At 55.9% G+C, this 26,917-nt stretch carries 16 protein-coding genes; 8 read left to right on the top strand and 8 right to left on the bottom strand.

Translation table 11 applies throughout. The features are described 5' to 3' along the window. Positions 1-24 precede the first annotated feature (24 nt). From AAFN83_RS11255 to AAFN83_RS11235, 5 genes are all read left to right on the top strand, one after another. Positions 25-1,113 carry an NAD(P)/FAD-dependent oxidoreductase gene (locus tag AAFN83_RS11255; protein WP_347769288.1) on the top strand — a complete coding sequence of 363 codons (1,089 nt, stop codon included), beginning with the start codon at positions 25-27 and terminating at the stop codon, positions 1,111-1,113. 238 nt (positions 1,114-1,351) lie between these two features. After that, on the top strand, positions 1,352-1,714 hold the full coding sequence (locus AAFN83_RS11250; protein WP_347769286.1) for a hypothetical protein: 363 nt from the start codon (positions 1,352-1,354) through the stop codon (positions 1,712-1,714). A gap of 94 nt (positions 1,715-1,808) precedes the next feature. Then, positions 1,809-3,365: an SAM-dependent methyltransferase gene (locus AAFN83_RS11245; RefSeq protein ID WP_347769284.1), complete on the top strand. Its 1,557-nt coding sequence runs from the start codon at positions 1,809-1,811 to the stop codon at positions 3,363-3,365. Between the two features lie 141 nt (positions 3,366-3,506). Then, positions 3,507-5,027 (top strand): sigma-70 family RNA polymerase sigma factor, encoded by a 1,521-nt coding sequence (locus AAFN83_RS11240; RefSeq protein WP_347769282.1) that lies wholly within the window; start codon positions 3,507-3,509, stop codon positions 5,025-5,027. Positions 5,028-5,169: 142 nt separating this feature from the next. Further along, the gene (locus AAFN83_RS11235) at positions 5,170-6,252 is read left to right on the top strand and encodes a helix-turn-helix transcriptional regulator (protein WP_347769280.1); all 1,083 of its coding nucleotides are present in this window, start codon (positions 5,170-5,172) and stop codon (positions 6,250-6,252) included. Between the two features lie 84 nt (positions 6,253-6,336). Here the strand turns inward: AAFN83_RS11235 and AAFN83_RS11230 are convergent, their stop codons facing one another. Together AAFN83_RS11230 and AAFN83_RS11225 are read right to left on the bottom strand one after the other, a co-directional pair. Then, positions 6,337-8,676, bottom strand: coding sequence for a transglutaminase domain-containing protein (locus AAFN83_RS11230; protein ID WP_347769278.1), 2,340 nt, complete (start codon positions 8,674-8,676; stop codon positions 6,337-6,339). A 28-nt stretch (positions 8,677-8,704) separates the two neighbouring features. After that, positions 8,705-11,047 (bottom strand): transglutaminase domain-containing protein, encoded by a 2,343-nt coding sequence (locus AAFN83_RS11225; RefSeq protein WP_347769276.1) that lies wholly within the window; start codon positions 11,045-11,047, stop codon positions 8,705-8,707. A gap of 210 nt (positions 11,048-11,257) precedes the next feature. Between AAFN83_RS11225 and AAFN83_RS11220 the strand changes: the two genes are divergently transcribed. Next, positions 11,258-11,776: a GrpB family protein gene (locus AAFN83_RS11220; RefSeq protein WP_347769274.1), complete on the top strand. Its 519-nt coding sequence runs from the start codon at positions 11,258-11,260 to the stop codon at positions 11,774-11,776. A 151-nt stretch (positions 11,777-11,927) separates the two neighbouring features. Here AAFN83_RS11220 and AAFN83_RS11215 read toward each other — a convergent pair whose 3' ends face one another. Both AAFN83_RS11215 and AAFN83_RS11210 read right to left on the bottom strand, forming a co-directional pair. Continuing rightward, positions 11,928-13,220: a homocysteine synthase gene (locus AAFN83_RS11215; protein WP_347769272.1), complete on the bottom strand. Its 1,293-nt coding sequence runs from the start codon at positions 13,218-13,220 to the stop codon at positions 11,928-11,930. A gap of 244 nt (positions 13,221-13,464) precedes the next feature. Continuing rightward, complete coding sequence (locus AAFN83_RS11210; protein ID WP_347769270.1) at positions 13,465-14,238, bottom strand: GNAT family N-acetyltransferase; 774 nt, start codon at positions 14,236-14,238, stop codon at positions 13,465-13,467. Positions 14,239-14,500: 262 nt separating this feature from the next. On the opposite strand from AAFN83_RS11210, the gene AAFN83_RS11205 reads away from it, so the two are divergent. Further along, complete coding sequence (locus tag AAFN83_RS11205; protein ID WP_347769268.1) at positions 14,501-16,801, top strand: endo-1,4-beta-xylanase; 2,301 nt, start codon at positions 14,501-14,503, stop codon at positions 16,799-16,801. 157 nt (positions 16,802-16,958) lie between these two features. Here AAFN83_RS11205 and AAFN83_RS11200 read toward each other — a convergent pair whose 3' ends face one another. The 3 genes from AAFN83_RS11200 to AAFN83_RS11190 form a co-directional block, all read right to left on the bottom strand. After that, positions 16,959-18,629 (bottom strand): ABC1 kinase family protein, encoded by a 1,671-nt coding sequence (locus tag AAFN83_RS11200; protein ID WP_347769266.1) that lies wholly within the window; start codon positions 18,627-18,629, stop codon positions 16,959-16,961. A 1-nt stretch (position 18,630) separates the two neighbouring features. After that, positions 18,631-19,017, bottom strand: coding sequence for a phasin family protein (locus AAFN83_RS11195; protein ID WP_347769264.1), 387 nt, complete (start codon positions 19,015-19,017; stop codon positions 18,631-18,633). 86 nt (positions 19,018-19,103) lie between these two features. Continuing rightward, positions 19,104-21,392, bottom strand: coding sequence for an ATP-dependent DNA helicase (locus AAFN83_RS11190; protein WP_347769493.1), 2,289 nt, complete (start codon positions 21,390-21,392; stop codon positions 19,104-19,106). Between the two features lie 371 nt (positions 21,393-21,763). Here AAFN83_RS11190 and AAFN83_RS11185 point away from each other — a divergent pair, with 371 nt between their 5' ends. Beyond that, positions 21,764-23,710, top strand: a complete 1,947-nt coding sequence (locus AAFN83_RS11185; protein WP_347769262.1) for an LTA synthase family protein — start codon at positions 21,764-21,766, stop codon at positions 23,708-23,710. A gap of 71 nt (positions 23,711-23,781) precedes the next feature. Here the strand turns inward: AAFN83_RS11185 and AAFN83_RS11180 are convergent, their stop codons facing one another. Beyond that, positions 23,782-26,916: an efflux RND transporter permease subunit gene (locus tag AAFN83_RS11180; protein WP_347769260.1), complete on the bottom strand. Its 3,135-nt coding sequence runs from the start codon at positions 26,914-26,916 to the stop codon at positions 23,782-23,784. Position 26,917 lies beyond the last annotated feature (1 nt).

Raw genomic sequence — 26,917 nt, 5'->3', positions numbered from 1 at the left:
AGCCTTTAGAGGGGTGTGGGATTCATGAAGGTGGCCATCATGGGAGCCGGTCTTTCGGGTCTGGCCTGCGCCATTACGCTGGAGAAGCATGGGGTGACTCCCGCTATTTTTGAAAAACGCAGCTCGGTTGGGGATCGCTTCGTGAATGCAGAAGCGCTGCTCTCCCTGTTCACCCGTCCTGTCAACGACTGCATTGCCTCCTTATCGGAGCACCATGGCATCTTCCTTCATCCCATCGCATCTATTGCGAAGATGACCGTTTATTCGAAACACGAAAAGGTCGTCCTGGACGGGCAACTGGGGTTCACGAACGTTCGCGGCAGAGAAAAGCACTCGTTTGAAGCACAGTTGGGCCGGCAGGTCAGGTCGAAGATCCATGTCCATTCTGAAAAAACATACGAGGAGCTCCTTGCCGACTATACGCATGTGGTGCTGGCCACCGGGGACAGCGACTACGCCAAAAAAAACCGCAACTTCAGAGAAGACCTGACGGTATCCATCAAAGGAGCCACGGTCGAAGGCCGCTTCGATCCTTATGAAGTGAAGGTATGGCTGGATTATGAGATCGCCCCCTTCGGATACGGCTACCTCATTCCCTTTTCCGAGAAAGAAGCGAACCTGGTCATTGCCATTCCCGATCTCCCGGAGAGCAACATGGACATGGAATTTCTGTGGAGTCTCTATTATCCTAAGGTACAAGCCGAATTTCAGCAGGAGCTGCCCATTACCGACCAGTTCCAAATTACCGGTTACCCGATTGGGATATGCCATTCCGGCCGAGTCGGCAACACCTTTTACGTTGGCAACAACTTTGGTGCCATGATGCCCTTCATGGGCTTTGGTCAGTATGCCGCCTGGATGACCGGGATTTATGCGGCTCACGATTTATGCGGGATCGGCCATTATGAGGATCTGACCCAACCGATCCGGCAGAGCTATGAGAACTCGATCGTTCTGCGCAGGTCGATGGAGCACCTCTCGAGTGAATCCCTGGATGTCATTGTCCGAAATCTCAATAGCCCTTGGGGAAAGAAATTACTGACAAGCCCCAGCTTGAACACGCTAAAAATCGCCAGTTACTTGCTTCGGCCCTTCATCAGGCAGAAGTCATAATACCTTTCTTTCGATATACAGATCATGGAGGCGTCCTGCTTTGGAGTATCAATGTTGCATTTGTAAGCAAAGCATAACTTCGGAAGACAAGAGGATAAACAAACATAACCCCTGTGCATTGACCGTAACGACAAATTGCGATCACACGGCCATGGTGCGAAAAGAACAAACCTTCTACTGCCATTATGATTGCTTCAAGCAGCTCCATGGGGACGACTCTACGCTCTACCTGGAGGACATGGCGACACCTCAGGAAGCCATCGAGGAGAACCAACGTTTACGTAACCAAGTAGAGGAAGTAGCTCAGGTTTTATATGATGCCGGGGAAGAAACGGATTTATGGGAAGCCCTATTTCAAAAACCATCCGGAACGTGGAATTTGCTATCCGACGTCTTTCAGGGGAGCTTCGATGAGATCAAGTTGAAGATTGCCGACGCGCAAAACGAGTTGTTCGACCCGTTGCTGATTATGTGGACGGATGATTTCTCCCGTCACAGAAGAAGTAAAAACAGAAGGTGGCGAGTGGTTTTTCTTGCAACGGAAAGCTATGAATTCCCTGTTCCCCTTCTAATCGGCACTCCGGTAGATGAACTTGAATGAGGTTCATTGGAGGATGACGGGATTATTATAGACGCAGGTAAGGTACACTAGAGGTAGAGAAATCACTATTCGTAGAGAGCAGGATAACATGAAGATGAAGGCAGCAAAGAAACAACGTTACCGTTTTAGTGAAGCACCGATATGGACGATTCAACGCAGCTATTATGAAGAAGAAGGATTGAAGGCCTGGAACAACGATCAGGTTCCTCAATACATCACATGCAATCCCCTGATCGCTACAGCCTATGCCGAGATGATATTCGGATTTCTGCAAGACCGAGCTCGTATTGGGGAGACCTCCGAGCCTGTTCTACTCGTGGAGTTAGGAGCCGGGGCGGGGCGTTTTGCTTTCCATGTGCTGCACGAGCTAAGTCAGTTGATCGATTATGCGGGGATCCCGGTTCCTCTGTTTCGATATATCATGACCGATCTGGCGATGAACAATGTCCTCGCTTGGAAGGAGCATCCGGCACTTCAACCTTTTATCGCGAGAGGGATGCTTGATTTTGCACGATTTGACGCTGTTCATGACGCTGTATTGAACTTGGTCGTGTCCGAAACAACCATTCGTCCGGGAGACCTCAAACAACCCTTGATCATCGTGGGCAATTACTTCTTTGACAGCATTCCGCATGAGCTCCTTTATGTGGGAGAAGGTCATATCTACGAGGCCGATGTACTCGTTGACTATCCCAAACACAGGGAGTCCCTGAAGCCGTCCGAATTGCTTACTCAGATCTCCCTGCAGTATGAGCATCGTCGGGCACCCGAGTACGAGCAGGAGACCTACCCTTACCGGGATCTCATCGCCATCTACCAGGAGCAATTGGAAGACTCCCACGTCCTATTCCCATCCGCCGCCCTGACCTGTTTGGATCGATTAAACCAGCTGTCGCAGGCGGGGTATTTGCTGATAACGGCTGACAAAGGGGATCACCTGGTGGAAGACTTCAAATTTGCGGAACCTCCCGAGCTGATCCTGCATGGAAGCTTCTCCTTAACGGCCAACTACCATGCGATTAAGCACGTTCTTCAGCAGAATGGAGCGCTCGCGTTATTTCCCCCGCATCATTACAAAAACATCAATGTGGGCTGTATCCTCCAGTTGAACACCCCGATGAGCTACTCCCAAACCCGATTGGCATATCGCCGGTTTATTGAGCGCTTTGGTCCGGATGAATTCTTTATTCTGAAGGAATGGGTCGATCGCAACCTGGATAGCATGGATCTCCAGCAGATTTTAAGCTTTTGGCGTTTGGGCGGCTATGATGCCGAATTCTTCGTCCAGAGCTCGAAGCAGATCTCAAGTTTGCTGCAGGAAGCGAATGACGAGGAACGACAAAATATTCTTCATGGGATTGAGAGGTTGTGGTCATCCTTCTATGTTATGGAGCAGCGCTATAACATCGCACTAGAAGCTGGCCTTTTGCTGTTTGAGATGGACCTGTACCCGGAGTCCAAACGGTTTTTGGAACTCTCGATCCAGGAAGAACAAGGGGAGGTCGTCTCTACCGTCTACTATTGTTTAGCCATCTGTTGTTTCGAGTTAGAAGTAGAAGATGAGGCATTGACCTACCTGAAGGAATTAGTGAAGCTGGAACCGGATCATGAAGAAGCATTGGAGCTGATCCAGAGATTGGAGTCTGTATAGGTTCACTGGAGTGGTAGGCCAAAAGCAGAGCAGCAGATCCTCCACGGATGGGAAGATCATCGCGGCTCTGCTTTTTTGTAACCTTTTGCAACGATACCGGCACTTTGTATATAGAACTGGACAGCAAAGGAGGTGCAAACGGTGCAGCAGTGGATCGAAAAAGCTCGGGTTGGTGATCAAATGGCCTGGGAGCAGCTCGTGAACCATTTCAGTGGTATGGCCTTTGCAGTAGCCTATCGGAAGGTAGGGGACCCGGGCCTAGCAGAAGATGCGGTTCAAGAAGCGTTCGCAGAAGCATTTGCCCATCTCGATAAGTTAAAGGAGGCAGAGGCGTTCCCGGGCTGGTTCAAGAGCATCCTCGAACGTCAATGCCACCGCCTTCTTCGGCGGAAACGGCATTCCACGATACCGATAGACGAATCGATTGCAAAGAATGCGGACAAGTTCAATGTAGAGGCCATTCTGGAAAGAAAGGAACGGCAGGAAGCCCTTCATCAATCCATTGAGGGGTTATCCAGCCCGTTAAAGCTGGTCGTCGAATTGTTCTATTTCCAAGGGTATTCGATAAAAGAACTATCCAGTTTCCTGGACCTCTCCCCCTCTGCACTTAAAAAACGGTTGTTCGACGCACGCAACAAGCTGAGAACCTCGTTGCTTGTCTCCGACTTTGTGTCCATGTTCCATGATCTATACGAAGGAGGAGTATCCATGCTTCACATCGTTAATGGAGATGTGGTCGGGGATAAGCTGAAGAAGGCGAAGGTTCACGGAGATATTCTGGTTTGGAGAGAGGTCTATCCGGCAGGTCCCGTCTTTGTCGAAATGGACGGAGCCCGGCAAAGGGCGACAAGAGCAAAGGAATTGGAGAGAACCTTGGGCATTCCAGCAGAGGACTATGCGGCAGCTTGCAAGTCGCAGGAACAGATTCTGCAGAGCTTCCACAAGTACGATGAGGTGGTCCTATGGTTCGAGCACGATTTGTTTGATCAGCTCATGCTGAGCTATTTGCTGCATTGGTTTTCCAAGCAACCCTTAGGCTCCACCAAGCTGAATCTACTGTGCATCGGAGATTATCCAGGCATCGAGCTGTTTCGGGGGTTGGGGCAGCTTACCCCCAAGCAGTTGGATACCTTGTCCGGCACGTGGAAAAGGATCGATCAGCGAGAGTTAGCGTTGGGCAGCAGAATCTGGGAAGCCTATGCTTCTCCAGATGTGGAACGACACGCTGCCCTTTTTCATGAGGACACATCAGCCCTGCCCTTTGCTCACGCGGCCCTGGACATGCATCTATCCCGCCTGCCATCCGCAAGGAACGGGCTGGGGATCGTCGAACAGATCATCCTGGAGCGGATTCAACAAGGGGCTGCCACTCCTCGCGAGGTGTTTGATGAGATCGGAACTCGCTTACCTGTGCTGGGAATGGGAGATTTGGAATTTGGCTATCAAGTCAAGAGGATGTCGGAACAGCCGAATGCGCTTATCGAGCTGCGGGATGAAAATAGCGAGCTCTCCCTAACGGAATTAGGACTGAAAGTCGCATCAGGTGCACAGGACTGGGTGAAGGTGAAGGGAATGAAGGAGTGGTACGGCGGGCTGCACCTGCAGGGTAATCCCACCTGGCGCTGGGACCCGGATAGAAAACAGTTGATTCATACGGAATGAGGGATTCTTCTCCCCTATCGATTTGCTTATTCTACGGTTCGTAGAGTCCCTTTCAAATATGCGTTTATTGAAACAGCTCTGACGGATCGGTACGATAGAGGGGAAAACAGATCTGTTTATCTTTGGTAAGCGAGGGAAAGGCATGACCATTCATATAGCAGGTAATCTGAAAAGACTACGCAAGGAAAGAAGCCTGACACAGGAGGATCTTGCTGGTTTTCTCGGCGTTTCCTTTCAAGCCATAAGCAAATGGGAACGCGGCGACGGTTATCCTGATCTTCCCCTTCTTCCCGTTATAGCGCGCTTTTTTGATGTTACTCTCGACGAGCTGATGGGAATGAACGAAATCCGAAGAGAGGAACGTCTCCACGACTTTCATGCCCAGTGGAACGAAAACAACGCGAAGGGGAATCATGCAGACAACATTCTGCTGATGCGTGAAGCGCTTAGGGAGTATCCGAACGACTATCTGCTTATGGCACAGCTTGTTACGTCGCTCGAAAAATGCGAAGCTTCGCCTGCCGAAAGGGTGCGAAACAGGGCCGAAGCCATTGAACTTTCAGAGCGGATCGTTGAACACTGTCCGGATGCCGAGATAAGGAACGCCTTCCTGTTCAATGTATGTCATTCCTATTGGAGAAACGGCGATACCGAAAAAGCAATCAAAGGCGCAAGGCAACTGCCAACGATCTATAAGACACAAGAAAACGCCCTGGTGATGTTTCTGGAGGGCAAGGAAAAGATTCAAATAGGGCAACAAGCAATCGTTGCGCTCATTGTTTCGTTGTTCCAGCAGATATCCTACATGAAGGATACCGACCATTACTCACCCGAAGAGAAAGGTTTGATCGTGAGTAAGTTTTGCAGTGTCGCCGATCTTTTGATGGAAGAGGATGATGTCCCTATCCTTTTGCGGTACAAGGCGTCGGCCTACATGGACATGGCTGAGCTTGCTTTGAAGCAGCACGAGAACGAGAGTGCGATCGACTATCTTCAGTCGGCGGCAGACTGCGCCATAAAGAGTATTCATTCTCTGAAACCATTCATTCCTGCATCCTTGCTTGCGAATGGTCAGGAAGTCTCGGCTATTACCCCGAGTGATTTCCGTAAGCTGCACATGCTTCAACGGTTTTCAAGTAAGGAGTATGACCCCTTACGAACCGATGCCCGTTTTCAAAGCCTCTATCAATCCATTGAAGAAGCAGAGCGATCTATTCGCTCCTAGTTGAGTTGTTTTCCATGACAGGAATAAAAAAAGGAGGCTGTCCCGGCTTTTTTGCAGGGACAGCCTCTTCATTTTGTCTTCCCCTTACTTTTTCTTGGCCGTCACCGTATACAGATCGGTCTTGGCATCATACGTCAGCTTGACGGTGACATAGTTGTCCTTCATATAGGGAATGATCGGCTTCAGCGACTTGTCGGCTACGCGGAAGCTCAGCTTGAAGCCGTCTGTCCAATAAAAGTTCCGTAGCAGGTACGCGCGGATTTCATCCTGCGATTTCAGCTTCATCGGATCCAGGTTCTTGAACAGCTCAGGCTTCGGGACGCCCATGATCGGATCGTGGCTGCTCAGGCCCATGAAGAAGAAGCGGTCCTTCAGGAAGTAGGTGTATTGGACCTTACCGTTGCTACCGCTGTCCCATGTCACATCGACGAATAACCATTGTCCGTTCAAGTATACGGAGTTCCACGCATGGTTCATCATTTGGCTGGACTCGTATACGCAGGGAACGGAGGCTCGTTTGCACAGGTGCACAAAGAGGAGAGCGGTGTTGCCGGTGACACCTTTGTCTTTTTGGAGGGGAGTCAGAACGTTATCTACCGTTACCTCAGCGTTGGGCTTGTAGGTAACGTTCGTGATGATGTAATCGTGAATGGCCTTCACCTTTTGCGTATCGGTCATGTTCGGCTTGATGATCTTCTTTAAGACCGCATCCAGCCGCGGATTGAGCTTCTGATAGAAGGAATCCGGCTGCAGGGTCATGTTCGGCTTGTCGGTTGCCTTGATCACCTTCGGCTCGATGAGGTACATCGTACCAGGGCCGTAGCGCCCCTGCTCCAGATCGAAGAAAGTAACACCGGACTTCATCGTAACCTTCACGCCGTTCTCTGGTGTAAACAGCTCGATGACGGCCCCACCCGTATCCACCTTGGTGTATGTCCCGTTCGGCTTGATCTTGCCCAGCACCGTACTGTCCAAATATCTCTTGATGTACTCGTTCAGCGCTTCTTTGTCCTCGAACAGCAGATGAATGGAATCCTTCCCGAGTCGAACTTGCGAAACCGTTCTTTCGCTGTAACGAATGTTGTAGCCTCTCAGGGAGGTAAAGGAGAAGAACTGCCGGTCCCGGATCGCCTCCTGCTTCATATAGCCCGCTTGGGGCTCGAACTTGTCGTTCCGGGTGCCCATGCCGGCGGATAGGTTAACCGCCACAGCCTCCTGATCGGCAATCGGAATTTTGCCTGCGTCCGTAATGGGCAGCCAGTCCATACTCCCCTTGGAGTAAATGACTCCATCGATCAGATAGCGAGACGCCTCCAATCGGGTCAACGGCTTCGACAGGCTCTTGACATCGTCCAGCATGCCATAGATGTAGGCTTGCTTGATCCAGTCGGGACTGTCTGCCGGAACAGCCGGGTCCTCGATCACAATTTTCTCGCTTATTTCCTTGTTCTCGAAATACAGCCTGGCCAACTCATCCAGCGTGATCGTCTTGGTAAACCCGGAAGTGAAGGAATCCGACAATTCTTCGTTCAGGATCAGCTTGGTGATATAGGTATTGAAATCCGCCGTGGGGGCATCCGCCGGGTACTCATAGTACTCCTGCTTCATCTGAGCCTCCCGGTTCCGGACCTCCATCTTCACGGAGACGACAAAGCTATCGATCAAGTCTTCCACGGACTTCGATCCATCGTACTGGGGTTTATCCTCTGGATTGAAGATATCATCGTGAAGGCTCGCCAGCAGCCGGTACGTGACGATCTTCGAGGGCTGCTGCTCCACCAATACCTTCTCCACTTCACCGGGCAGCCGCTTCAGAACGTCCGCCCCGATCTTGTTCCCCTTCTGAATTGCTTGATTCAAGTACCGGTCGACCTTGCTCTTCACCAGGAGATCCGCTTGGCTGACCTGATCCTTCTCCTTGCCCATTCGGGCAAAATTGCCCACAAGTCCTGGAAAACGATAAAACCCATCAAGATCAACATCTAAATGAAAGATGACCTTCGTGCCTTCTTTGTTCCAGCCGAACTCGCTGCCTGCGGCCAACTGCATTTGCTGGGTGAGGTGATCCGCGATCTGCTTGTATTCCTGCGCGGAAAACCCGCCGAGTCGTTCTTCCTTGATCTCGATCTCGGTCCGAATTTCGTTCAGCTTACGCGTCGCCGCGTCCTTCCTCTGCTGCTCGGAAATTTTCTTTACCGTTCGGGGGATTGTGTTTTTGCTTGCATCCCCAATGATCCCATAGGATGCCAGGGGCACCACTTCATCGTTGGGGAATTTCAAAAACTGCTTTTCCAGCTGTTGAAAAAGTGAGCCCAGCGCCGGGTTGTGCGAGAAATAAGACGTGGCCGCAGCAGTGATACGGCTTGGCAGCACCGCCATCACGGTCATCAGCACAGCCAGGGTTAACGCCGACAGTCTTTTCATATTGCTTTCACCTCCGCATGGTTTCTCCCTACTTTTTCTTGGCCGTCACCGTGTACAGATCGGCCTTGGCGTCATACGTCAGCTTGACGGAGACATCAGGGTCCTTCATATAGGGAATGATCGGCTTCAGCGACTTGTCGGCTACGCGGAAGCTCAGCTTGAAGCCGTCTACCCAATAGAAGTTTTGCAGCAGGTACCCGCGGATTTCATCCTGTGATTTCAGCTTCATCGGGTCCAGGTTCTTGAACATCGTGGGTTTCGGGACGCCCATGATCGGAGTATGGCTGCTCATGAAGGCAAAGCGGTCCTTCAGGAAGTAGGTGTACTTGATCTTGCCGTTGTCGCCATCGTCCCAAGTCGCGTCAATGAACAACCACTGTCCATTGATGTACACGGAGTTCCACGCATGCTCCATCTCGACGCTGGCCTCGTATACGCAGGGAATGGAGGCTCGTCTGCACAGATACATGAAGAGAAGCGCATAGTCGCCGCAGACGCCCTTGCCTTTTTCGAGGGTGACGAGAATGCTCTCTACCGTCTGCACATCCTTCAATTTGATGTCGTAAGTGACATTCGTGATGATGTAATCGTGAATGGCCTTGACCTTCTGCTGATCGGTCATGTTCGGCTTGATGATCTTCTTCAGCACCGCGTCCAGCTTCGGATTGAGCTTCTTGTTAATGGCATCCGGCTGCAGGGTCATGTCCAGCTTATCGGTTGCCTTGACCACCTTCGGCTCAATGCTGTACTCCATGCCGGGGCCGTACTCGCCCTTCTCCAGATCGAAGAAGGTGACACCGGACTTCATCGTAAACTTCACCCCGTTCTCCGGTGTAAACAGCTCGATGACCGCCCCGCCTGTATCCACTTTGGTGTACTTTCCGTTCGGCTTGACCTTGTCCAGCACCGTATCGTCCAGGTAATTCTCCAGGTACTCGTTCAGCGCCTTCTTATCCTCAAACAGCAAATGAACCGTATTCTTTCCAACCAGAACCTGCGAAACCGCACTTTCGCTGTAGGGAATGTTGTACCCTCTCAGGAAGGTAAAAGAGAAGCGGGCCTGGTCCCGAATCGCTTCCTGCTTCATATAACCCGTTTGGGGCTCGAACTTGTCGCTCCGGGTACCCATGCCGCCGGACAAATTGATCGCCACGGTCTTCTGATCGGCAACCGGTATTTTGCCGGCGTCCGTGATGGGCAGCCAGTTATCAAAGCCGTTGTCGTAGATGACGCCATCGACCAGATAGCGGGACGCCTCCAATCGGGTCAACGGCTTCGACAGGTTCTTGGCATCATCCAGCATGCCATAGATGTAAGCCTGCTTGATATAGTCCGGACTGCCGGCCGGAACCGCCGGGTCCTCGATCACGAATTTCTCGCTCACTTCCTCATTCTCAAAGTACAGCTTGGCCAACTCGTCCAGCGTGATCGTCTTGGTAAACCCGGAGGTGAAGGAATCCGACAGCTCCTCGTTCACGATCAGCTTGGTGATATAGGTCTTGAAATCAGCGGAGGGTGCATCCGCCGGGTATTGAAAGTATTCCATCCGCATCTCGACTTCCCGGTCCAGCGCTTCGGAGCTCACCCAAACCTCGAAGCTTTCGATGAAGTCTTCCACCGACTCCGATCCGTCGTACCGGGACTCATCCTCTGGATTGAAGATGTCGTCGTGAAGGACCGACAGCACCCGGTAGGTAACGAGCTTCGAGGTCTGCTGCTCCACAAACACCTTCTCCACCTCGCCGGGCAACCGCTTCAGAATGTCCGCCCCAATCTTGTTCCCCTTCTGAATCGCTTGATTCAGGTACCGATTGACCTTGTTCTTCACCAGGAGGTCCGCTTGGCTCACTTGGTCCTTCTCCTTGCCCATTCCAGCGAAGTTGCCCACAAGTCCTGGGAAATTATAGAATGCATCGTAATTGACGTTTAAATGGAGGCTGACCCTCGTTCCTGCCACATTCCAGCCGAAGTCGCTGCCCTGGGTCAGCAGCATTTGCTGCGTCAGGTGATCCGCAATCCGCTTGTAATCCTGCGCGGAAAGCCCGCCGAGTTCTTCTTCCTTGATCTCAATCTCGGCCCGAATCTCGTTCAAATGCCGCGCCACCGCGTCCTTCCTCTGCTGCTCGGAAATTTTCTTAACCGTTCGTTTAACCGTGTTCCTCTCACTTTCATCCCCAGCGAGCTCATAGAATTCAAGAGGTACCACTTCATCGTTGGGGAATTTCAGAAACTGCTTTTCCATCTGCTGAAAAATAGAGTTGAGCGCCGGGTTGTGCGAGAAATAAGACGTGGCCGCAGCAGCGTTACTGCTTGGCAGCACCGCCATCACGGTCATCAGCACAGCCAGGATCAAGGCCGTCAGCCTCTTCATGTTGCTTTCGCCTCCACATGGTCGTTTTTGCAACTATTTTCCTATCATAGGGGAAAAATTCAGGAATTTCTATGATATTCTCCTTACTATCAGCCAAAAACATGGCGATTTTTGTATGCTTCTGATATAAGAAGGGAGAAGCCTCCCTTCGAGGGCTCCCGCATAGAGCAGCGCGGCAAGGGAGGCAAGCAATCCGAGGAGTGAGCCCGAGTGACCTATGAAGTGAACGTGGTGGAGTACAACCCCGAGTGGCCCAAGCAGTTTAAGCTGGACAGGGCAAGGATCATAGAGGTGCTAGGGGATCAGGCTCTTGCCGTCGAACATATTGGCAGCACTTCTGTAGCCGGTTTGCCTGCCAAACCCATCCTTGATATTGCGGTTGCCGTGAAGGACCTGAGGGCAGCGGATTCCTTTGTCGAGCCCTTGCAATCCATCGGTTATGAATATGTGCCAAAAGAGGAATTTCCAAAACGTCGGTTCTTCCGAAAAGGCGAATGGCGAAAAGGAACGCATCATCTGCACGTTTATGAGCTTGCGAGCGAGGAATGGGAGAACCAATTAGGGTTTCGCAACTATTTACGGAACCATCCAGACGCGCTTCGCCAATATGCCGAGTTGAAAAAGAAGCTTGCCCACTTGTACCCCGACGACCGGATTACCTATACAAACGAGAAAGCTCCATTTATTCAAAGCATCATCGCGTTGGCAAAAGCGGAAGGGTTGAGTTGAGCAACCCCCGTGTAGAAGCAGCCGAGAACTCGATCCCTCACAAAAAAAGGAGCAGTTCCCTGGGGGAGACTGCTCCTTCTGTCACTTCATGCTGATCTAGCCTATTTCTCAAGCTTGATCCTTCACCACATTCAAGGCTGATCCATCCAGCTTAGGTCTGGCTCGCCTTGATCGCTTGATCCAGGTCATACAGGATATCGTCGATGCTCTCTGTACCGATGGAGAGGCGGACAAGCCCCGGGGTAACCCCCGTCGAGAATTGCTCCTCTTCATTCAACTGCTGGTGAGTAGTGCTGGCCGGATGAATGATCAGCGACTTGGAATCGCCTACGTTCGCCAGATGCGAGAACAGCTTGACGGATTCGATCAGCTTCTTGCCGGCTTCCACGCCGCCCTTGATCTCGAAGGTGAGAATCGCGCCGGCTCCCTTCGGCAGGTACTTCTGCGCCAGCTTGTAGGAAGCATGGGAAGGCAGTCCTGCGTAGCTGACCGATTCCACCGATTCATGCTCCTCCAGGAAGCGAGCCACCTTCAACGCATTCTCGCTGTGACGTTCCATGCGCAGGTGCAGCGTCTCCAGCCCTTGCAGAAGGAGGAAGGAGTTGAACGGCGAGATGGAGGCACCGAGGTCGCGCAAGCCTTGGACGCGGGCCTTGATGATGAAGGCGAGAGGGCCGACCGCATCGGCGTAGACGACGCCATGGTAGCTGGCATCCGGCTCGGTCAAGCCGGGGTACTTGCCGCTCGCCTTCCAATCGAACTTGCCGCCGTCCACGATCACGCCGCCGATGGAGGTGCCGTGCCCGCCGATAAACTTCGTTGCGGAATGCACGACGATGTCGGCTCCATGCTCGATCGGGCGAAGCAGGTACGGGCTCGGGAACGTGTTGTCGACGATGAGCGGAATGCCGTGCTCATGCGCGATCTTGGCGACCGCTTCGATGTCGAGGACATCGCCCTTCGGGTTGCCGATCGTCTCGGCATACAGGGCCTTCGTCTTCTCCGTGATGGCAGCGCGGAAATTCTCCGGGTCGGAGGAGTCGACGAACTTGACCTGAATGCCCAGCTTCGGCAGCGTCGTCGAGAACAGGTTATAGGTACCGCCGTACAGGCTCGTCGAGGAGACGATCTCGTCCCCGGCCCCCGCGATATTGAAGAGGGCCAGCGAGATGGCTGCCTGCCCGGAGGCGGTGGCAAGTGCCCCTACGCCTCCCTCCAGCGCAGCAACGCGCTTCTCGAAGACATCCGTCGTCGGGTTCATGAGGCGGGTATAGATGTTGCCGAATTCCTTGAGGCCAAACAGGTTGGCGGCATGCTCCGTGCTGTTGAACACATAAGAGGTTGTCTGGTAGAGCGGAACGGCGCGGGAATTCGTCGTGGGGTCGACTTCCTGCCCGGCATGTACAGCGAGCGTCTCGGGTTGAAGCTGTCTTTCTTGCGTCATCGGTCATTCCTCCAATGGGATAATGGGATGAAAAGAAGGGCGTTCGCTCAAAACCAAGTATTCCTATGTGATTTAACTAACCTCATCTTACCTTACGCTCCGCCCACCGTCAACTCGGTTTTTGTTTCAACGCGTTAAGGCGGTACATGGATACATTTTCTATTAAAATGACACAGACGGCTCGCCTCTGTCAAATGATCTTCTCATTTGGTTTCCGCTGGGGGCGGGGCTTCTTTCATGCGCCCTATTGTCGGTTTAATTCCGCGACCTTCTCGACGCTCTTCGCTGTCATCTCTACCCACGCCGGCCGGAACCCGCTCCGGATCGCATTGCGGACCGACCGAAGGTTCGACCAGGCGGCGCAGTAGAAGGGAACCTTGCCCCGCTCCAGGGTCTCCAGGGCCAGCCGGCTGGTGAGGGCGGAGGCGATGCCGTTCCGCCGGTATTCGGGAAGGACATCGACCCCGATCTGCCACATGGTCTCACAATCGGCCGAGCAACCTGCTAAGCCAACGAGCCTTTCCCCGTCATAGGCCCCTATCGCCAGCACATCCAGGTGCTTGCGCTTTTCGCAAAGGGCATTTGTCCAAGAAGGCTCCTGGTACAGCCCGGCGAAGTCCTCCGGGGTGAGCAGCCGGAGTTCAAAGGGCGTAGAGCAAGGCTGAAGCGCCTCAAGGTCCGGCAGGAAGTATTCCGCCATCTCGCAGATCCGCATCCCCCTTTGCTGCAGGTCATCGTTCAGAACGTGAAGATTCGGCGTCTCGAAGCAATGCTCGACCGAATACTTGTGGATATAGGCTTCTGCCGGTTCGGCGAAGTCCGGGTGTACTGACGCCACGATGTTCGTTCCATACGACACCAGACTGCAAAAGAAGGGCAGGTCAAGGTACTTTCTCGCGTCAGGGTGAGCTGCAGACCGCACCACCTTGCTCTCCGCTAGGAGAAAATCCTCCGGCTTGCAATTCGCATCAATCGCAGACTGGCTCATCGAAACTCTCAAAATGTCAGCATTCGTCATGATGAGTCTCCTTCTCTCTCAAAATCGCGGGTGGGACCGTATTGGAATCCTACGGACTGCCTATGGACAAGAAGCGTCCCACGACCGTAAAATGGTATATGTTAGTAAATATGGTATAAGGAGGTTTCTTCCATGTGACTCTCTTCCTCCCGGCTTAGAGGTGCGGACAGTCGCGACACGGATCGGTTACCACTCTATTTTGTAAGCGTTATCAAAGGCAATCTGGCAAGCGAATTCCCTATTCGAAAGGAGAGCGCCCGATATGAACGCTGCAAATTCGTTCCGTTATGGAAAAAAACTCTTTCTCCTCCTATTGATCGTTCTGCTCGCCTTCCCTCTCTTCCCCGCCCCATCGGCCCATGCCGAGAACACCCTGCTCGTCACGAGTGATTTCGAAGACGGCACAACCCAAGGTTGGGCCGGGCGTGGAGAAGTGGAGCTCCTCTCTGCAGATGCTGCAGCCGCACGAAGCGGCACCGCAGGCCTCGCCGTAGCAGGAAGAACGAAGACCTGGCATGGGCCGACGCTCGATGTAACCCAGCACATGACCGTCGGACAAACCTATGTCTTCTCGGGGTGGGTTAAGCTTCCCGCCGGTTCCTCCTCGGCCACCGTATACATGACCATGCAGAGGACCTCGGCAGACGGAGCCCACTACGAGCAGTTAGTATCCGCATCCGCCAACGCAAACGGCTGGGTGCAGCTATCCTCGGAATACAAGCTCAAGGAGGCGGCAACCAACCTCTCCGTCTACTTCGAAATCCCCGGCAGTGCAACCCAAAGCCTCTATCTGGATGATTTTCGAATGGAGCAGAAGCCCGATCTCGGCCCGATTGTCATTGAGCCGAACATCCCGTCTCTGAAGGATGTGTTTGCAGCGGATTTCCCCATCGGGGCCGCATTTGAGAACTTTGAAATCAGCTCCGTCCCTGACCGGGATCTGCTGAACAAGCATTTTGCCACGCTGACGCCCGGCAATGTCCTCAAGTGGGACAGCACCGAGCCTGCGGAGAATAGCTTCCAATTCACACAAGCCGATGCGGCGGTGCAATTCGCCGTTCAAAATGGAAAAGGGCTGCGCGGCCACACGCTCGTCTGGCACAACCAGACCCCGAATTGGGTCTTCTATGATGCAAGTGGAGCTCTCGTCTCCAAGCAAGTTCTCTACGCCCGCATGGAGAACCACATCAAGACGCTGGTCGGACGGTACAAAGGAGTCATCCGGGACTGGGACGTGGTGAACGAGGTGATCGATTCCTCTCAATCGGACGGCCTGCGCCGCAGCCTCTGGTATCAGATCGCCGGAGAGGAATACATCGAGAAGGCGTTCCAGTACGCTCATGAGGCAGATCCGGCCGCCAAGCTGTTCATCAACGACTACAACACCCACGAATCCGGCAAAAGCCAAGCGCTCTACAACCTCGTCGCCCGCCTGAAGGCCAAGGGAGTCCCCATTCATGGAATCGGGCACCAGACCCACATCCGCAACGACTGGCCCTCCCTGTCCGAGGTGGACAGCTCCATCGTCAAATTTGCCGCGCTCGGGCTGGAGCAGCAGATCACCGAGCTGGATGTGGACATTTACCCGAACAACTCCCTGAAATATGACACCCTGCCGGCAGCCTCCGCCACGAAGCAAGCCGAGCGGTACAAGCAGCTCTTCGATATTTTCCGCAAGCACAAGGACAAGATCACCAACGTCACGGTATGGGGCAAGGACGACGGCAACAGCTGGCTGCGCACGTTCCCGGTCACCCGCAGCAACTGGCCGCTTCTCTTCGATGAGCGCCTCCAATCCAAGCCGGCTTATTGGGCCATCGTAGGAGCCGCTACGCAGGTGCCGGATGTACCGACCGGACTCACTGGTACCCCAGGCGATGGAAAGGCAACCCTCTCCTGGGTGGCTTCAAGCGGCGCAACCAGCTACCAGGTGAAGCGTGCCGCCGCGAGCAGCGGGCCATTCACGACCATCGCTACCGTGACGGGTACGACCTTCACCGACTCGGGGCTTGTCAATGAGACGCCGTATTACTATGTCGTCAGCGCTTCGAATGCAAACGGGCAATCCGGCAACACCACTCCGGTAACCGTTATTCCGCGCGTACCGGTCGTGGGGGGTGGCTCCCTCGTGCTTCAATACCGCGCCGGGGACACGAACGCCACCGACAATCAGATCAAGCCCCACTTCAATCTGAAGAACACCGGAACCACTCCGGTCGATCTCACGACGGTGAAGCTGCGCTACTACTTCACCAAGGACAGCAGCCAGGCCATGAACGCCTGGGTCGACTGGGCTGCGATGGGAAATCAATACGTGAAGACCTCGTTCGGCACCCTGTCGGCTCCCGGAGCGGACACCTACCTGGAGGTCAGCTTCACGTCCGGCACGCTTGCCCCTGGAGCCCAGACCAGTGACATTCACGTTCGGATGAGCAAAGCTGACTGGTCCAATTTCAATGAAGCAGACGACTACTCCCGTGATATCACCAAGACGGCTTATACCGACTGGACGAAGGTGACGGCCTACCAGGACGGTGTGCTCGTCTGGGGCATTGCTCCGTAATCCGAGTGTAGGCTCATCCTGCTGCTCCTCCCACCCGCACATAGGCATACGCAAGCTCCCCTGTCTCTCGCTAGAGGCAGGGGAGCTTCTTTGTGACTGTCGCTGCGGCTTGTCTTTTACCGCTTGCAGCTTGCTCGGCTCCCTTTCCCCGATCCGGTCAGAAGCGCCCGGATTTGAAGATGGAGAACAAAAGCCAGAGCAGCATCAGCCCTGCGATGACTGAGCCGATCTCCATCACCGGAAAATGCAGAATCGCCTGTGTGCCGCTGCCGAGTGCGGAAGCGATCATCAGGCCGACGAGCACGATGCTGAAGGAAAGCAGCACGATGCTGATGGTGATGCGGTTGCTCACCTGATCGAGCTTGCGCAGCACCGTCTCCAGCTCCGGCAGGCCTACGTCCACCTTGAGCTTGCCTGTGCGGAGAAGGCGGGAGATCTGCTGAATCTCCCGCGGGAGCTGCAGGGCATAGCGTCCGGCTTCCGCTGCTGACTTCCATGCGCGCTTGCGGATGGAGGACGGGCGGAGCCGTTCCTTAAGCAGCTTGCGGCCGAACGGCTCCGCCAGCCCGACGATGCTTAGCTCCGGGTCGATGCTCGCCGCTACCCCCTCCATGGTCAGCATCGTTTTGCCGAGCAGGGTGAGGTCCGAGGGGATGCGCACCCCGTGCTTGTTCGCCACCTGGAACAGATCGCTGATGACCGCGCCCAAGCTGATCTCGGCAAAGGGAACCTCATAGTAGGTCTCCCGGAGCCGGTCCATCTCTCGCTCCAACCCGGCGAGATCCGCTTCCTCTCCGACCATGCCCAGGTCAAGCACAGCACGGACGAGCCCCACGCTGTCTCCTCTCATCATGGCGATGAGGAAGGAGATCAGGTGGTACCGCATGTCCTCGCTTAGCTTCCCTACCATTCCGAAGTCCAGGAAGACGATCCGCCCTCCAGGCAAAACCAGCAGGTTCCCCGGATGGGGATCGGCATGGAAGAAGCCGTCCGTGAAGATCTGCTTCAACATCGCGTTCACGAATCGCTCCCCGACCCGTTCCTGCCGGAACTGCTCCTTGTCCCGCTCACGGGCATGGTTCAACTTGAGCCCGTCGATAAATTCCATTGTAAGGACACGCGAAGTAGTATGAGACCCGTAGACAGCCGGAATGACAACGTGGCGATCGTGAGCGAAGCTCCGGCCGATCGCATCGGTATTCCGCCCCTCGTGGGAATAATCAAGCTCCAGAAGCATCGAGCGGGAGAGCTCCTCGACCAGATCGGGAACCCGATAGCCAGCTACCCAGCCGATCCGGCGATCCGCGATCTCGACCAGATCGGCGAGAATCTCCAGATCAAGCCGAATTGCTTCTTCCACCCCGGGGCGCTGCACTTTCACCGCCACCTGTTCCCCGCTGGGGAGCCGGGCGCTGTGCACCTGCCCAATCGAAGCGGCCGCAATCGGGGTCTCCTGGAACTCGCGATAGCTCTCCTCGAGCGGACGCCCGAGCTCCCGCTCGAGAATGGCTCGCACTTCCTCCATGGAGAAAGGGGGGACATCATCCTGAAGCTTCTCCAGCTCCCGGATCACCTCCGCGGGAAGCAGGTCCTGCCGGGTGCTGGAGAGCTGCCCCAGCTTCACGAAGGCTGGACCGAGCTCCTCCAGCACGAGGCGTATCCGCTCCCCGAGTGTCTTCGCCGGGATCTCCGGCCCGCTCCGCCATCTCCGAGGGAGGGAGAGAAGCTGGAACAGGCCCATTTCCTCCACCAGATACCCGAAGCCATGGTGGACCAAGGCGGCAATAATCTCACGATACCGCTTGGTATGGCGGAGTTTCAGCGCCATGTCAGGGGGTCGGACGATCCGACGAGGCCGGATCAACCGGAGGCGCCGCCGTCTCGGTATCTCCCTCCACCGATGGCGCAGGAGGCGCGGACTCCCTATGCTGGGCCTGTTCAAGGGCCGCAACCCGGACCTCCAGGCGACGAAGGTCCTGCAGGGTCGCAATGTCGAGCTCCGCCAGCACCTTGCTTACCTGCTCGCGCACCATTCCCTTCAGCTCGTCCCGCTGCTCTTCTCCCTTGCGCATCAGTTCACTGACAAAGTCCTTCGATTCGCTCCGGGACAGCTCGCCCTTCGCCACCAGCTCTTCCGCTACTTGTTCGATCTTCTCCTTGCTCGCAACCGCCAGTCCGACACCCAGGTTAATGGCCTTTCGCAATAAATCGCTCATCGTACATCCTCCTCGTCAAGAATGGGTTGGGCATTCGTGCATGCTTTCATTCGGAAGACACGCTCGAATTAGAAGCTTCGTTCTCCCTATACCATACCCTTTTCCTGGACAAAAGGCGAGGAAGCGAGCGGGGGAATCGGCTCACCCGCCCGGAGTACCCTAAGCGGCTGCCATTCGGCAGGCAGAAGCTGCCGGTAGGGCGGCTGCAGGAAGCGGTCGTCCACGAGCAGCAGCGTTCCGCGGTCCTGCTCGGTGCGAATCAGCCTTCCTCCGGCCTGCAGAACCTTGTTCATGCCGGGATAGGCATAGGCATAGTCGAAGCCGTTCTTGCCGGACCGGGTGCAATAATCGCGAATGAGGTCCCGCTCCGGCCCGAGCTGGGGAAGGCCGACGCCAATAACGGCAACGCCCGTCAGTCGATTGCCGACCAGATCGATCGCCTCTCCGAAGATTCCGCCCATGATGGCGAAACCGGCGAGCGGCTCCCCCGTATCGTCTTGATAACGGGCGAGGAACGCCTCCCGTTCCCCTTCGCTCATTCCCGAATGCTGAACCAGGAAGGTGGTAGGCGGGTTATACTCGCGAACCCGGCTCAGAATGTCGTTCAGGTACTCGTAGGAAGGGAAGAAAAACAGGTAGCGCCCGGGACGAGTCCGCACGAGCTCGTCCAGCCTGCGGGCCAGCTCACCCCTCGTGCGCTCGCGATCCCGATAGCGGGTGGAGAACGGGAGCAGCATCGCATCCAACTGCTCCGGCGCAAAGGGCGACGGCAGCGCGAGGCGATGATCCTCCTCCACCCCGCCGAGAATCTCTCGGTAATACCCGAGCGGGGTGAGCGTGGCCGAGAAGAATACGGTCGAGCGGAAGCCCTTCGTTACCTGCTGCAAGGAGAGGGACGGATCAAGGCAGAGAAGCCGCAGCCGACAGCCCTCCCGCGTCTCCTGGAGCACGGCAGCGAAGCGTTCGTCCCACTGCTCCAGAAGCAAGAAGGCGAAGCGGGAAGCAAAATAAGCATCGAGCAGCAATTCGGCGCGCGTTTCGTCCTCGTCCTTCATGCCGAAGCGCTGCTCTGCTGCCTGCACGAAGGCAGCGAGCAGGTCCGGCAGGGCGTCCGGCGGAGCGGGCAGCACATGGAACGGCTTCGCTTCGGCGGGAACCGTCTTGCGCAAGGCGATGAACAGGGCGTTCAAGGCGGAAGCGGCTTCGCCCACTCCGGTTTCGTCTCCTTTAAAGGCCCGCTTGAGGGCGAGATAGCTGTCCTTCGAGAGCTCTGTCGAGAACATCTCCCGGGCGCGGTCAACCAGGTTATGCGCTTCATCGACGAGCACAGCGGTTTTCCTGCGCTCCTCCTCCCAAAGCCGACGCAGGGAGACACGAGGATCGAACAGGTAGTTGTAGTCGCCGATGACCGCATCGGCCGCATAGGCGGCTTCGAGCGAGAATTCAAACGGACAGACGCGATGATCCCGCGCGTAGGCTTCGATCACCTCTCGCGTCATCCGTGTCTCGTTGCCGAGAAGGTCCAGCATGGCCGCGTTCAGCCGATCGTAGAAGCCTTCGGCGTAAGGGCAGCTTTCGGGGCGGCAGTCCACTTCGTCCTGAAAGCAGAGCTTCTCCTTCGCGGTAAGCGTCACGCTGCGCATCCGCAGGCCTTGGTGTTCCATGCGCTCGAAGGCGGCTTCAGCTGCGGTGCGCGTCGTCGTCTTCGCGGTCAGGTAGAAGAGACGGCGAAGCACGCCCTCCCCGATCGCCTTGACGGTGGGGAAAAGCGTGGAGATCGTCTTCCCGGTTCCCGTCGGCGCCTTTGCAAACAGGCGGCAGCCGTCCAGATGCGTCTTGTACACCGCCGCCGCCAATTCTCGCTGTCCCTTGCGGTAGCCGCCGTAGGGAAAGCCGAGCATCTTGATGCTGGCATCCCGTTCCGCGCGGTGACGATCCTGCATTCGGGCGTACGGAGCATAGGCGCGGACAAGCTCCGCAAGGAACGCGTCCAGTTCCGCCCGGGTCCGCTCCCGAACGATGCGGCGAATGTCACCGCTCTCGGTCTGAATGTACGTGAGCCGGACCGCAACGCGCTCCTGGTCCTCCGCCTGCAGGTACATCCAGGCATAACAGTAAGCTTGCGCCCAGTGGACCGGATACCCGTCCTCGGGCAGGCTGTCGAGCCTAGACGAAGTGGATTTGATCTCGTCGATGGTCACGGTCTCCCGCTCCGCACAGGGAGCGAGCAACCCATCGCACCGGCCTTCGAGCACGAAGCGATCCCCGGCATCCTCCACCTCTGCACGGAGGAAGACTTCCTTGCGGTCCTCCTCGCCGTAGTCCGCTTGAAGCTGACGGTGAAGCCGGCTGCCCTCCTGGAAGGAGGCGATCATCCCGATGCCGCCAACGCTTAAGCTGCCCGAAAGGTGGACGTACTCCACCACCGAACGAACCGACCAGACCCGTTCCGTCACTCCACATTCACCTCCGTGCAGGCTTAACCGCCTGTTCCATTTCGACTCTTACCGGCATCACGACCGGAACGTATGTTTTCTTTTTGCAGTATATCATGCTGGACCGCAATAAGCCTATAGATGCTAGAATGCCAGACGCTCATCGACCTGGTCCGTCCTTTTTTGTTCACAAAAAAGTTTGCTCTTCCTCCCCAGCAATGCCCTCTAAAATGGGTAATTCCCTTTTGACATCGGTTTTTTCACGGATCATAATGGGGAATGATGCTTTCCTGAAAGGAGCTGGCCCTTCCGTGCTTTACCTAAAGAAAGCCTGCCATTATTTATTGAAGCCTTTTGTTTTTTTCTCGATTATTTTGCTATTGAAAAGCTATCTCGCGTGGTCCGTGCTCTTTGACAGCGGCTCCGCCCTGAACATCCTGCTGACCGAAATGCCGTTCATCTGGATTCTCTTCTGCATCGTGGAGTGGCTCGCCACCAAGCGCAAGCTGACCATTTATCTGACGATTAACCTCGCGGTTACCGGGCTCTTTTTTGCGGTCGTCATGTACTACAAATACTATGGGGTTATCGCCACGTACCATGCGCTGGAGCAAGTGAACCAGGTCACGGCGGTCAAGAACAGCGTGTTCTCGCTCTTGCAGCCCTACTACCTGTTCCTGTTTACAGACGTCCTTGTCATCGGATTCTACCTGATCCGCAGCAAGCACGCCGAAGCCTGGAAGACCCTCGCTGCCAAAAAGGAACGCCGGGGCGTCGTGACCGCTCTTTTTGCGTTATCGCTCTTCCTGTGTATGTTCAACATCCTGCCCAACCGGGCCAGCATGAGCGAGCTGAAGAAGGCGGAGCAAATGGGTATCATCGGCTACGAAGCGTACACCCTGCTTGCCGATGAAGAAAAACAGGTGCCTGTCCCGGTGACGGAGATTACCCAGGATACCGTCAATCAGTTGAAGGGCACCCAACCCGCTGCTGCCGTACCTCCCCAGCTTCAGGCTGCCGCCAAGGGACGGAATGTCATTGTCATTCAGATGGAATCGTTGCAGAACTTTCTGATCAACCTCCGGGTGAATGGGCAGGAGATCACCCCGAACCTCAACCGGCTTGCGGGGGAAAACTTCTACTTTAATCATTTCTACCAGCAGGTGGGTCAAGGCAATACCTCAGATGCGGAGTTCGTCGTGAACACGTCGATGTACATCCCTCGTCGAGGAGCCGCCACGATGTCCTACGTCGATTACGACCTTCCCAGCCTCCCGAAGCTGTTCAAGGCGCAGGGGTACGACACCGCCACCTTCCACACCAATGTGGTCGAGTTCTGGAACCGCAACAACCTGTACCGCGCCCTCGGGTTTGATCGCTATTATGATCAATCCTACTTTGGCACCGAGGATACCGTTTTCTTCGGCCCGAAGGATGAAGTGCTCTATGAAAAAACGAGCGCGGAGCTCGCGAGAATGCAGGAGAGCGGCAGACCATTCTACGCCCACGTCATCTCCATGACGGCCCATCATCCCTATACCACCCCGGCGGAGCTGGATCAGATCACGCTGCCGGAGGAGTACCAGGATAATTTCGTAGGTGACTACTTACGCGCGCAAAGCTACGCCGACTACGCCCTAGGCCAGTTCATTGACGAGTTGAAGGCAAGCGGTGTCTATGACAACAGCCTCATCCTGATCTACGGGGACCACGTCGGCCTGCCGATCTACTCCTTGAAAAAGAATGAGGTCGAGCTGCTGGAAGGTCTGGTCGGCCGTGAATACAGCTTCTCGGACATGTTCAACGTTCCCTTGATGGTGATCGCTCCAGGTATCACGTACCCATCTGTCTTTGAGCAAATGGGCGGCCAGGTCGACGTGCTGCCGACGATTGCCAACCTTGCGGGCCTCTCTCTCGCGGATCAGCTTCACTTCGGGCAGGACCTGTTCAACACCACCCGGAATCTGCTGCCGGAACGGTATTACCTGCCGACCGGCTCTCTGATCGGCCCGAACGCCCTCTTCATCCCGGGCAGCGGCTACGAGGACGGAACGCAATACCCGCTCGCAGACGGCCTCATTCGAGAGGATGGCGTCACCCGAAGCGAATACGAGCGGGCGCTGGAGCTTCTGAACCTCTCGGACAGCTACGTGACCCAGTTGCCCCGTCTGGAGCCGGAAGGCTCGCTGGAGGATACCCAGCCGGCAAGCTCAGGGAGCCCTGCGGCGACTGTCTCTCCCTCTTCCCCCAACCGCTAACTGTCTGAACTGAACAAAAAGAAGCCTGCATCCCTTGGCAAAAATGGCCGAGGGTGCAGGCTTCTTTTTCATTACCGTTCCGAGGACTTGCGCATGAACGGCCACCAGTTGGCGGGGCCGAACGTCCGCACCATGACCGGAATGAAGAGCGGAAGCATGATGAACGCGTACAGAACGAGGCCGGTTAATACCAGTGTCGCGATCTGCAGGATCGAGAGCACACCGGACGGCAGCATGGCCGCGAAGGTACCCCCCAGAATCACGACCGCCGACATGATGACGGAGCCCATGTTCTTCATGGCTTCGAGGATCGCGTCTTCTTCGCGCAGCTCGGGGTATTCCTTGAAGCGCGCCATGAGGAAGATGCTGTAGTCGACCCCCAAGGCGATCAGCATGGTGAAGCCGAAGAAGGTTACGGCCCAGCTGATGCCGGAATAGTCGAGGATTCGGGTGAAGATGACTTCTGCGATGGCCATCGACGTGAAATACGTCAGAAGGAGAGACAGCAGAATGTAGAGCGGAATGATCAGCGAGCGGAACAACAGGATCAGAATGATCGCCACGCCGATCAGCATGAAGGCCGCCGTGCGGGCATAGTCGCCGTCGGAGATCTCCTTCAAGTCATGGTTCATGCTCGATACGCCGCCTACGGCGTATTCCGCCTTCGCCAGATCCGTACCCTTCACCGCGCGAGTCATCGCCTCGCGGACGCCTTCCGTCTGCTCCATCGTCTTCGTGGAATACGGGTTCCCTTCGAAAATGACGTCGAAGCGAACAATCTTCCCGTCCGGCGACATGTAGGTATCCAGCGCCTTCTGGAAGTCGGCATTCTCCAGCGCTTGGTCCGGCGCATACCAGCCGGCAAGCTGCTTATCCGACGAGACGGAGAGAGCCTTCATATAGTCTTGCGCCGTCTTCAAGCCGTCTGTGACCTGATTCAGGCCATCCACGCTCTGATCAAGCCCGCCGGTCAGTTGACCGAGCTGGCTGCTGATGTCGGCGAACCCTTGGGCAAACTGCTTCTGCCCGTCGGTCAGCTTGTCGATGCCGCCCGTCAGCTCCGGCAGCTTGCCGACGACTTGGCCTTGGCCTGCGGCAGCTTGCTGGAAGCCCTGCTGCAGCTTGCCGATGCCGTCTGCCAGTTGGCCAAGTCCGGAGGCGAGCTGCGATTGCCCGGACGTCGCCTGCGACAGACCGGTGTTCGCTTGGCCAAGTCCCGTCTGGACGGCTTTCAGTTGGCCGTTCAGTTGGGTGAGGCCTTGGCTGAGCTGCGCGGCGCCGGTCTTCAGTTGATCCAGTGCGCCTTGCGTCTGGAGGTAGATCGGGTCCGTCTTCAGCTCTGGATACTTGGTTCCGAGACCCGTAAAGCCTTGCCCGACGCTCGAAAGCCCGTCTGCGAGCTTTCCGGCTTCCGTTGCAACCTGGCTATATCCGCCGGACAGCTGGCTAAGGCCGCTATCCAGCTTCTTGTAGCTATCCAGCAGGGTCTTGCTGCCTGCGGCGAGCTGATCCGCGCTCGCCTTGACCTGCTTCATCGCTTTGCTCAGCTCGGAAGCGCCCATCGAGCCGTCCTTGAGGCCCTGCTCGATGCGCTTCAGCCCATCGCCCAGCTGCACGACGCCGGTCTTGAGCGACTCCGTGCCGCTCACGAGTTGGTCCGCGCCGCTCGCCGCTTCGGCAAGCTTCGGCTCATTCTCCTTGAGTGCCGAGCTGGCATCCGACAGCCCGGAGGAGATCTTCTTCAGCCCGTCAGCCCCTTGGCCGAGGCCGTCCTGCACTTGCGCGGCCTGATCCGTCACCTGCAGATCGGACAGGACGCTGCCGGTCGGGCGGGTTGCGCTGCGAACGGTCTTCACGCCGTCCGCCTTCGCCAGCTCGCGGCTGATCTGTTCGATCTGCGCGAGGCCCTCCGCCGAACGAAGCGAGTGGTCCGCCTTCAATACGACATTGCCAGGGAGCGATTCGCCGGGGCCGAAGCTGGCCGAGATGAGGTCAAATGCTTTGACCGATTTGTACTTGCTGCCCACTTCATCCAGCGAGTTGAACGATTGCGATCCGGTGTAGACGGAGAGGAACGGAACCGCCACCGCTGCCACGATCAAGAGCGCAATCAGCGGACGCTTGATCGAAAACCGGCCAACCGTTCCCCACAGCCGGCTCTCCTTGTGGGTTACGCCGCCCTTGGCCGGCCAGAACAAGGCCGGACCGAGCAGGTACAGCACCGCGGGAAGGAATGTAATGAGGGCGATCAACAGAACCGCAACGCCCACTGCTACCGAGACAGCGGAGCGGTACAGCGAGAACTCGGAGAAGCCGATGGCCACGAAGCCCGTAAGGACGGCCGCTCCGGCGACGAGAACCGTGCGCCCCGCCGTCCGGTAGGTGGTGAGCAGCGCTTCCTTCTTGTCGGCGCCCGCCGCAAGCTCTTCCTTGTAGCGGCTAATGAGCAGGATGCAGTAGTCGGTCCCGATCCCGAACATGACCGCCACCATGAAAATCTGCGTGAACGTCGAGATCGGGAAGTCCGCTCGGTCCACCAGGAAGGCCACTACCGATTGGGCCGCCAGGTAGCTGAGCCCTACGGAAAGAAGCGGAATGAACGGCGCGACCGCCGAACGGAAGACGACGAACAGAATGATGAGAATGAAGACGACGGTAATGCCTTCGGTCTTCTGCAGGCCGGCCTGCGAGCTTTCGACCACGTCTTCGGTGATCAGCCAGTTCCCGGTGAAATAATGCTCCAGCTTGGCGCTGCTCGTGGCGTCATACAGCGCGTCGCGCGTTTCTGCCGCCGTGCGGTCCTTGAAGGCCACGTTGACGAGCACCAGAACGGTCTTGCCGTCCTCCGACACCATTTCCTTCTTCAACTCGGCAGTGTCAAAGTGAGTTGTCAGCGAGAGGATGCCCAGCTCTTCCTTCTTCGCTTTGAGTCCGTCCACAGTGGCCTTGATATCATCGAGGTCTGCAGAGGTCAGCACCTCATCCTTATGAAAGACCAGCACGGTGCTTTCTCCGGTATCCTTGCTGTCCTTGTTCATCTCGGCCTGCAGGTCAGCCGCCTGCTTGAACGAGTAGCCGTCCGGAACGGTAATCTGTCCCTTCTCCCGAACGAGGCCCTCCATGGCCGGAGCGGTCAGGGCAAGCCCGGCGACCACCGCGATCCAGAGGATCAGCACCACCCAACGGATTTTCAGTATGAACTTCATC

It is taken from the genome of Gorillibacterium sp. CAU 1737, from assembly GCF_039888655.1.
Taxonomy (GTDB): Bacteria; Bacillota; Bacilli; order Paenibacillales; family NBRC-103111; genus Gorillibacterium.
This window is presented reverse-complemented; position numbering and strand designations above follow the sequence as displayed.

Excerpts from the sequence above, each read along its gene's own strand:
- AAFN83_RS11250 (WP_347769286.1), top strand. The coding sequence starts at position 1,352 with ATGGCGACACCTCAGGAAGCCATCGAGGAGAACCAACGTTTACGTAAC.
- AAFN83_RS11205 (WP_347769268.1), top strand. The coding sequence starts at position 14,501 with ATGAACGCTGCAAATTCGTTCCGTTATGGAAAAAAACTCTTTCTCCTC.
- AAFN83_RS11245 (WP_347769284.1), top strand. The coding sequence starts at position 1,809 with ATGAAGGCAGCAAAGAAACAACGTTACCGTTTTAGTGAAGCACCGATA.
- AAFN83_RS11200 (WP_347769266.1), bottom strand. The coding sequence starts at position 18,629 with ATGGCGCTGAAACTCCGCCATACCAAGCGGTATCGTGAGATTATTGCC.
- AAFN83_RS11235 (WP_347769280.1), top strand. The coding sequence starts at position 5,170 with ATGACCATTCATATAGCAGGTAATCTGAAAAGACTACGCAAGGAAAGA.
- AAFN83_RS11255 (WP_347769288.1), top strand. The coding sequence starts at position 25 with ATGAAGGTGGCCATCATGGGAGCCGGTCTTTCGGGTCTGGCCTGCGCC.
- AAFN83_RS11210 (WP_347769270.1), bottom strand. The coding sequence starts at position 14,238 with ATGACGAATGCTGACATTTTGAGAGTTTCGATGAGCCAGTCTGCGATT.
- AAFN83_RS11190 (WP_347769493.1), bottom strand. The coding sequence starts at position 21,392 with ATGATCGCCTCCTTCCAGGAGGGCAGCCGGCTTCACCGTCAGCTTCAA.
- AAFN83_RS11215 (WP_347769272.1), bottom strand. The coding sequence starts at position 13,220 with ATGACGCAAGAAAGACAGCTTCAACCCGAGACGCTCGCTGTACATGCC.
- AAFN83_RS11195 (WP_347769264.1), bottom strand. The coding sequence starts at position 19,017 with ATGAGCGATTTATTGCGAAAGGCCATTAACCTGGGTGTCGGACTGGCG.
- AAFN83_RS11180 (WP_347769260.1), bottom strand. The coding sequence starts at position 26,916 with ATGAAGTTCATACTGAAAATCCGTTGGGTGGTGCTGATCCTCTGGATC.
- AAFN83_RS11230 (WP_347769278.1), bottom strand. The coding sequence starts at position 8,676 with ATGAAAAGACTGTCGGCGTTAACCCTGGCTGTGCTGATGACCGTGATG.
- AAFN83_RS11225 (WP_347769276.1), bottom strand. The coding sequence starts at position 11,047 with ATGAAGAGGCTGACGGCCTTGATCCTGGCTGTGCTGATGACCGTGATG.